The sequence below is a fragment of the Pseudomonas sp. NDM genome, from assembly GCF_003105095.1.
Classification (GTDB): domain Bacteria; phylum Pseudomonadota; class Gammaproteobacteria; order Pseudomonadales; family Pseudomonadaceae; genus Aquipseudomonas; species Aquipseudomonas moraviensis_A.
On the sequence record NZ_QETJ01000199.1, the window covers coordinates 1 to 7,798 of the forward strand.

Annotated in this window: 7 protein-coding genes; 2 read left to right on the top strand and 5 right to left on the bottom strand. The window is 60.2% G+C overall.

All coding sequences use genetic code 11. The annotated features are described in order from the left end of the window. Positions 1 to 174 precede the first annotated feature (174 nt). Positions 175 to 597, top strand: coding sequence for a phasin family protein (locus DCO47_RS24170; protein WP_016772067.1), 423 nt, complete (start codon positions 175 to 177; stop codon positions 595 to 597). Between the two features lie 10 nt (positions 598 to 607). Continuing rightward, positions 608 to 1,525, top strand: a complete 918-nt coding sequence (locus DCO47_RS24175; protein WP_116659082.1) for a phasin family protein — start codon at positions 608 to 610, stop codon at positions 1,523 to 1,525. 382 nt (positions 1,526 to 1,907) lie between these two features. On the opposite strand, the gene DCO47_RS24180 is transcribed toward DCO47_RS24175, so the two are convergent. The 5 genes from DCO47_RS24180 to DCO47_RS24200 form a co-directional block, all read right to left on the bottom strand. Then, positions 1,908 to 2,528: a TetR/AcrR family transcriptional regulator gene (locus DCO47_RS24180; protein ID WP_116659083.1), complete on the bottom strand. Its 621-nt coding sequence runs from the start codon at positions 2,526 to 2,528 to the stop codon at positions 1,908 to 1,910. 30 nt (positions 2,529 to 2,558) lie between these two features. Then, a complete protein-coding gene (gene phaC, locus DCO47_RS24185; RefSeq protein ID WP_116659084.1) occupies positions 2,559 to 4,241 on the bottom strand; it encodes a class II poly(R)-hydroxyalkanoic acid synthase in 1,683 nt (560 codons plus the stop codon). 140 nt (positions 4,242 to 4,381) lie between these two features. After that, on the bottom strand, positions 4,382 to 5,236 hold the full coding sequence (phaZ, locus tag DCO47_RS24190) for a poly(3-hydroxyalkanoate) depolymerase (protein ID WP_042608685.1): 855 nt from the start codon (positions 5,234 to 5,236) through the stop codon (positions 4,382 to 4,384). A 150-nt stretch (positions 5,237 to 5,386) separates the two neighbouring features. After that, positions 5,387 to 7,066, bottom strand: coding sequence for a class II poly(R)-hydroxyalkanoic acid synthase (phaC, locus tag DCO47_RS24195; RefSeq protein WP_116659085.1), 1,680 nt, complete (start codon positions 7,064 to 7,066; stop codon positions 5,387 to 5,389). 257 nt (positions 7,067 to 7,323) lie between these two features. After that, positions 7,324 to 7,701: a gamma-butyrobetaine hydroxylase-like domain-containing protein gene (locus DCO47_RS24200; RefSeq protein WP_116659086.1), complete on the bottom strand. Its 378-nt coding sequence runs from the start codon at positions 7,699 to 7,701 to the stop codon at positions 7,324 to 7,326. Between the last annotated feature and the right edge of the window lie 97 nt (positions 7,702 to 7,798).

The following is a 7,798-nucleotide window of genomic DNA, read 5'->3' on the forward strand; positions in this document are numbered from 1 at the left end:
CGGTCAGTCAAATTATCTGTGACTGACAGACCGCTTTCGCGAGCAGGCTCACTCCTACAGTTGTTCTGGTGCGCCCACTGGTTAGGGTGCCTTTTCTAATTTTTCTACCTACTTTGTGCCTGAGCCCGACACTCGTCCGGCAGTTCCTCAAACCTTCTGCGCGTGAGGTGCACCATGGCCAAAGTCATTTTGAAGAAAAAAATCGACGCTCCGACTTCCACTCTGAGCGACGTCAAATCCTATGCCCGCAAGATCTGGCTGGCAGGCCTGGGCGCCTATACCAAGGTCGGCCAGGAGGGCAGCGAGTACTTCCAGGAACTCGTCGCCGCTGGTCAAACTGTTGAAAAGAAAGGCAAAAAAGCCGTCAGCGAAAAACTCCTCGCGGCCAACGCCGAGATCGATGATGCGGCCACTCAGGTCAGCTCGTTCAAGGGGCGCGTTGAAGTTCAGCTGGACAAGGTCGAGAAGGCCTTCGACAACCGTGTGGCCAGCGCCTTGAATCGGATCGGCATTCCGTCTAAACATGACGTTGAGGCACTCTCTGCTAAGCTCGATGAGCTGACGGCATTGCTCGAACGCGTCGCGCGAAAATCTTAAGGAGAACGGGATGGCTGGCAAAAAGAACACCGATAAAGAAAGCAGCTCGTGGGTCGGGAAGGTCGAGTCCTACTCCCGCAAGATCTGGCTGGCTGGTTTAGGCGTGTACTCGAAGATCGACACTGACGGCAGCAAACTCTTCGATGCATTGGTCAAAGACGGCGAGAAAGCCGAGAAGCTCACCAAGACAGCAGTCGGCAAGAAAGTCGAGGACTCGACCTCCTCGGCGAAGTCGCGCATCAGCGGCGTGAAAGACCGCGCACTGGGCAAATGGGACGAGCTGGAAGGCGCGTTCGACAAGCGCCTGAACAGCGCGATTTCGCGCCTGGGTGTGCCGAGCCGCAATGAGGTCAAGGCGCTCAACGCCAAGGTCGATACGCTGACCAGGCAGATCGAGAAACTCACCGGTCTGAAGGCTCAGCCCGTAGCGGCGAAAACCGCGGCGGCGAAACCGGCTACCAAAACTGCGGCGGCCAAACCTGCAACGAAAACCGCAGCCAAACCACTGACCAAAGCGGCGGCAAAACCTGCTGCGAAAGCTGCGGCCAAGCCGGCCGCGAAAACGGCAGCCGCCAAGCCTGCGGCCAAAGCGGCCACCAAACCGGTTGCCGCCAAAGCCGCTGCCAAACCGGCAACCAAAGCAGCAGCAAAACCTGCGGCTAAAACTGCAGCGAAACCAGCGGCCAAGCCAGCAGCGAAGACCGCTGCCGCCAAACCTGCTGCGAAGCCTGCGGCCAAACCGGCTGCGGCGAAAAAGCCTGCAGTGAAAAAACCGGCCGCGCCGAAAGCCGCTGCACCGAAACCGGCCGCCGCGCCATCGACGGCTCCAACAGCTCCGGCCAGCGCGGCAAATTCCGCTGCGGCACCCACGGCAGCAGCTACCCCGACTGCAGCATCGACTCCGTCGACGCCATCCAGTCAGTCCTGATTTCAGGGCAAATCAAAAACGCCCGGCCTGTGAAGGTCGGGCGTTTTTGTTTGTGCATTCCAAGCGGCCCCTCACCCCAGCCCTCTCCCCAAGGAGAGGGAGCCGACCGAGGTGTCCTGCGTCATACATCGACCTGAAAAAATCGAGTCGATTATGGATTCGAAAAAGCTCGCTCAGGTCGGCGTAGCTCTCGAACATCCCCCAATCAATCCCCTCTCCCTCAGGGAGAGGGTTAGGGTGAGGGGCTTTTCGAGTCAGCCGTAATCTTCGGGTAGTTGATTATGGATTCAACCAAGCTCGCTCAGGTCGGCGAAGCTCTTGAACATCCCCCAATCAGTCCCCTCTCCCTCTGGGAGAGGGATAGGGTGAGGGGCTTTTCAGGTCAGTCGTGATCCTCAAGGTATTGCAGCGCCATCCGCTCTGTCGCCAGCTTCACCGGCGGCAGCAGATGCGGCGCCACCAGCATCATGATCTGATAAACCACCAACCGAACCTCACCCTCACGATCGAGGATCCGCTGGTAATCCAGTGAGAACAGCAACGTCATGGTCACCTGCTCCACCAGTTGCCCCAGCGCCTGGGTATCGCTGACCAGTTGCCCGGCAGCCTTCAACCGCGCCAGCAGCGACGCCAGCGTCCTCTTCAACGCGTTAAGCAGGTTGCGAATGCCCTTGGCCAGTTTCGGCAGGCGTCCGGCGAGGTTCGACAGGTCCTGGAACAGGAACCGGTATTGCGCCAGCCTCTCGACGATCAAATGCAGAAACAGCCAGTAATCCTCCGGTGCCAGTTCCACCTCCGGCGGTGGGTCGAGCAGTGGCGCGAGTTCATGCTGGAAGCGCTCGAACAGACCGAGAATCAGCGGTTCCTTGCCGTGGAAGTGGTAGTAGAGGTTGCCGGGGCTGATCCCCATTTCGTTGGCCACTTCCATGGTGGACACGTTCGGCTCGCCCTTTTCGTTGAACAGTTGCAGCGCACATTCGAGAATCCGGTCGCGGGTTTTCATCCAGTCTTCTTAGAAAAATTCGGTTGAGCGTCAACGCACATGCACGTAGGTGCCGGGTGCCGCTTCCATCGGTGGATAATTCGGGCTGCCGAGGGTGGTACGGGTCTCATGCAGGGCGCCGGAGCGCTGCGCGACCCACTCCAGCCACTGCGGCCACCAACTGCCCTCGACATGTCTGGCGTCGTAGTACCAGGCGCGCGGGTCGCTGCTCAGTCTGGCGTTTTCGACGTAGGCAGCTTTCGGATTGCTCGGCGGGTTGAGGATGCTTTGCACGTGGCCGCTGTTGGACAGCACGAAGCGCCGCTCGCCACCGAGCAGCAGGGTCGAGCGGTACACCGCGTCCCATGGCGTGATGTGGTCGTTCATGCCGGCGACGCTGAAGCTGTCGACGTTGACCTTCTGCAGGTCGATCGGCGTGCCGCACACCTCGAGACCGCCAGCGCGGGTCAGCGGGTTGTGCTTGAAGAAGTCCAGCAGATCGCCGTGCAGCGCCGCAGGCAGGCGCGTGTTGTCGTTGTTCCAGTAGAGGATGTCGAAGGCTGGCGGCTCTTTGCCCAGCAGGTAGTTGTTGACGAAGTAACTCCAGATCAAATCGTTGGGGCGCATCCAGGCGAAGACCCTCGCCATGTCGCGACCGTCGAGCACGCCCCTCTGATACGAGCGACGCTTGGCTGCTTCCAGTGTTTGTTCATCGGCGAACAGCGTGGCCGGGGTGTCGATCTGGCTGTCGAGCAGGCTGACCAGATACGTCGCGCTGGCGACCCTACGCAGTTGCCGTTTGGCCTGCAGATGGCCTTGCAGGGCGGCGATGGTCAGGCCGCCGGCGCAGGCGCCCATCAGGTTCACTTCGCGCGCGCCGGTAATCGCCCGGCAGATGTTCATCGCTTCTTCGACCGCTTCGACATAACTCGAAAGGCCCCACTCGCGATGGCGCACATCGGGGTTGCGCCAGCTGATCATGAAAGTCTGCAGGCTGTTTTTCAGGGCGTACTGGACGAAGCTGTTCTGCGGGCTCAGATCGAAAATGTAGTACTTGTTGATTTGCGGCGGCACCACCAGCAACGGCTTGGCGTACTGCTTTTCGCTCATCGATTTGTACTGGATCAACTCGAACATTTCGTTGCGGAATACCACCGATCCTGTGGTGGTCGCTACGGTTTTGCCGACCTCGAACGCCTGCCTGGTCACTTGCCGTGGCAGGCCGTCGTTGTGCAGCAGATCATCGAACAGGTGGCTGAGACCGCGCACCAGACTCTGCCCGCCGGAGTTGAACAGCTCCTTGACCGCCAGCGGATTGAGCAGCGTATTGGAAGGCGCCACCGCGTCATTGAGCAGGGTGAAAGCGAAGTGCGCACGGGCACGATCTTCGGGACTCATGTCGCCTTCATCGATCCAGCTCTTGACCTGTTTCTGCCAGGCCAGATACGCCTGCAGGCTGCGCCGATAGAACGGGTTGAGGCTCCACGCCGGATCGGCGAAGCGGCTGTCTTGGGGATTGGTCGGATGCAGGGTTTCGCCGAGCAGAACGCGGCCCAGTTGTCCGCCCAATGTCAACGCGTGCCTGGCGCTGTGCAACGGATTGCGCAAGCCGTGGGCGGCGACGCTGCGCAGTGTCGACAGCAGATCCCTGCCACGCAGGCCGGCGATCGCGCTTTGGGCGTTGATAAACGCGGCGGGGCTGGGCACCACGCCCGTCGCTGGTTTTTCGCGCATGACTCAACACTCCTTCGTCTTCAGGGCAAAAACACACTCACCGAACCAGAACACCATAGACGCTGTTGCCGGTTGCTGCCTGCGCGGCGTCCTGCCGCGCGCTTGATTTGAAAAGTGCTGCATAAAGCCTGCCGCCGCCATCAGCCGCCCAGCGGTGTCGGATGCGGGTGCATGACCGCGCGCAGACGCTCCTCCTCGAGAAACTTCATGATGATCGGCGCCACTGCTTCGGCGCGGGTGATCAGGAACAGATGGCCATCATCGATGATGTGCAACTGCGCGTTGGGAATGCGCCAGGCAAGCATGCGCATGTTGATCAGCGGGATCAGCGGATCGTCATCGCCGGCCAGCACCAGCGTCGGCTGATGGATCTTGTGCAGCCAGTGAATGCTGGTCCAGCCGAGGCCGGCGAACAGCTGCCAGTAGTAACCGAGCTTGCCCGCCGAACGCACTTTCGCCGCATGGCTGGCCGCCAGCGTCGGGTCGCGGCGGAACGAGCCGCCGTAGATCATCGGCGCGATGCGAATCACATGGGACGGCTGAATGTAGCGGCGCGGGCTGGCCATCATCCACAGCACTTTCGGTTTGCCCGGCACCATCACCGCACCGGCAGCGGTGGCCGCCAGCACCAGTTTCTTGCAGCGCTCGGGGTAGTCGTAGGCAAACTGCTGCGCCAGGGCGCCGCCCCACGACACGCCGATCACATTGACCTGACCGTAGTCGAGATAATCGAGCATCCGCGCCGTCAGTCTGGCCAGACCGGGAAAGCGATACGGCCGGTTTGGCGTCGACGAACCGCCGACCCCGGGCACGTCGAAGGCAATCACTTCCAGATCCGGGTCCAGCGCCGCGACGAACGGAAACACCAGCTCCAGGTTGGCGCCGATGCCGTTGAAAATCAGCAGAGGCGTCAAATGAGGCTTGCCGGGGCGCACCGCCGTGCGGAGGGTCTGGCCATCCAGATCGACGGTGCGGAATATGAACGGTTGCGGCATGCGTGAGGCCCTGTAGATTTCAAGTCCACCCGTATCCAGTAGGAGCTGACGAGTGAAACGAGGCTGCGATCTTTTGATCTTTGACGACGACATCAAGAGATCGCAGCCTTGTTTCACTCGACAGCTCCTACAGCGTCCGGGGGGTGTCAGTTACCGTTCGTGAACATAAGTGCCCGGCGAAGCCTCGCCCGCCGGATACGCCTTGTTGCCCAGTTTCGTCGGGGCCTTTTTCAGGTTGCCTGAGCGCTCGGCCAGCCATGCCTGCCAGTACAGCCACCAGGAGTCGGTGTGCTTGGTCGAGTTTTCCTGCCAGTCATCGGCAGTCGCGGCCATTTCTTCGCCGGTCATGTAGCGCGACTTCGGATTGCCCGGCGGGTTGAGGATGCTCTGGATATGGCCGCTGCTCGACAGCACGAATTCAACTTTTCCGCCGAACAGCTGCGCCGACTTGTAGCAGGACTTCCACGGGGTGATGTGGTCGTTGGTCCCGGCCAGCGAGAAAATGTCGGCGGTCACCTGCTTGAGGTCGATCGGCGTGCCGCACACTTCCAGTGCATTGGGGCGGATCAGTGGATTGTTTTTGAACATCTCGATCAGGTCGCCGTGGAATGCGGCGGGCAAGCGCGTGGTGTCGTTGTTCCAGAACAGGATGTCGAACACTGGCGGCTCATTGCCGAGCAGGTAATTGTTGACCCAGTAATTCCAGATCAGGTCGTTGGGGCGCATCCAGGCGAAGACCTTGGCCATGTCTTTGCCTTCAAGCACGCCGGCCTGATAGGAGTGGCGCTTGGCGGTCTCGAGAGTCTGCTCATCGACGAACAGGGCGACATCGCTGTCCAGGGTGGTGTCGAGCACGCTGACCAGCAGGGTGAGGGCGTTGACCTTTTTCTGGCCTAGCGCGGCGTAGTGGCCGAGCAGGGCGGTGCAGGTGATGCCGCCGGAGCAGGCGCCGAGCATGTTGACATCTTTGCTGCCGGTGATTGCGGTGACCACGTCAACGGCTTCTTTCAGCGCTTCGATGTAGGTCGACAGCCCCCATTCACGCTGGGCCTTGGTCGGATTGCGCCAACTGATGATGAAGGTCGGCACGTTGTTGCGCAGGCAGAAACGCGCCAGGCTCTTGTCCGGGCTCAGATCGAAAACATAGAACTTGTTGATCTGCGGTGGCACGACCAGCAGCGGACGCTCGTGGATCTGCTCGGTGATCGGCCGGTACTGGATCAGCTCCAGCACGTCGTTGCGAAACACCACGGCGCCTTCGGTGACGCCGAGGCTCTTGCCGACCTCGAACGCACCCATGTTGACCTGGCTCGGCATGCCGCCGTTGTGCACCAGATCCTTGGCCAGATGCGAGAGGCCATCGAGCAGGCTCTTGCCGCCGGTTTCGAAGAAGCGTTTGACCGCTGCCGGGTTGGCCGCCGTATTGGTCGGGGCCATGGCTTCGGTCATCAGGTTGATGACGAAGTGCCCGCGAGCGATGTCTTTGGGTGACAGGCTGCTGTCGTCGATCCAGGCATGCAGTTCCTTGCGCCAGGCCAGGTAGGTTTGCAGATAGCGTTTGTACAGCGGGTTCTGGCTCCACGCCGGGTCGGCAAAACGGCGGTCATCGCCGGCCGGTTGCAGGGCGGATTTGCCCAGCAGCACGTTCTTCAGCTCGAGGCCGAAATGGGTCACATGCCTGACGCTGTGAATCGGTTGTCTGATGGCCTGTTTCAGCACCATTCGAGCAGAGGCCAGCAGATCCTTTCCGCGCAGCCCGACGACGGGGTTAAGCCCCAGGGTGTTTTCCGAGGCTTGGTACTTCAGGTCATCGTTATTCTTGTCACTCATCTACGACGCTCCATTGTCCTGAGACGAGTACCCGGTCTTGCGCTGTCGCTTCCACAGCCAATGCCGGGTACTACTGCTCGGGTGACCGTTGATTCTGCATGGCTGCTTTACAGTCGTAGAGCACTGCAGGGAACTTGCCAGCTCCATTGGTTACCCGAGTTTAATTTTTTTCGCAAGCGGCCCATCCTGGGCTGCGTGAGCGGAGCATTCAAACAGATGAAGTTAGAAAATGCCCTCTAAAGAGCAAGAGCCACGGGCTAGAGCATCAGCTTGACGAACGACTCGTTCGGATCGCGGGATTTTCCGGCAGCGCGCAACTCGGCGAGATAATCGTCCCAGAGTTCGTTCTGGCGTTTGCCGAGTTCGTAGAGGTATTCCCAAGTGAACAGGCCACTGTCGTGACCGTCGTCGAAGGTCAGTTTCAGTGCATAGTTGCCGGCCGGCTCCAGCTTGCTCAAACCAACATTGAGCTTGCCGAATTGCAGGATCGGTTTGCCGTGGCCCTGGACCTCGGCGGAGGGGGAGTGCACACGCAGAAACTCGGCGGGCAGGGTGAATTCCTCGCCGGACGCATAAGTGAGCGCCAGGGTTTTCGAGGCTTTGTGCAGTTTGATGTCGGTAGGAATATTAGTCATTGCAGGTCATCCGACTGTGATGAGCCCTGTAGGAGCTGCCGAAGGCTGCGATCTTTTGATTTTGCTTTTCAGGATCAAGATCAAAAGATCGCAGCCT

What these genes read in the sequence shown, in the direction of transcription:
- phaZ (WP_042608685.1), bottom strand. Translation starts at nt 5,236, where the DNA reads ATGCCGCAACCGTTCATATTCCGCACCGTCGATCTGGATGGCCAGACC.
- DCO47_RS24170 (WP_016772067.1), top strand. Translation starts at nt 175, where the DNA reads ATGGCCAAAGTCATTTTGAAGAAAAAAATCGACGCTCCGACTTCCACT.
- phaC (WP_116659084.1), bottom strand. Translation starts at nt 4,241, where the DNA reads ATGCGCGAAAAACCAGCGACGGGCGTGGTGCCCAGCCCCGCCGCGTTT.
- DCO47_RS24200 (WP_116659086.1), bottom strand. Translation starts at nt 7,701, where the DNA reads ATGACTAATATTCCTACCGACATCAAACTGCACAAAGCCTCGAAAACC.
- DCO47_RS24180 (WP_116659083.1), bottom strand. Translation starts at nt 2,528, where the DNA reads ATGAAAACCCGCGACCGGATTCTCGAATGTGCGCTGCAACTGTTCAAC.
- phaC (WP_116659085.1), bottom strand. Translation starts at nt 7,066, where the DNA reads ATGAGTGACAAGAATAACGATGACCTGAAGTACCAAGCCTCGGAAAAC.
- DCO47_RS24175 (WP_116659082.1), top strand. Translation starts at nt 608, where the DNA reads ATGGCTGGCAAAAAGAACACCGATAAAGAAAGCAGCTCGTGGGTCGGG.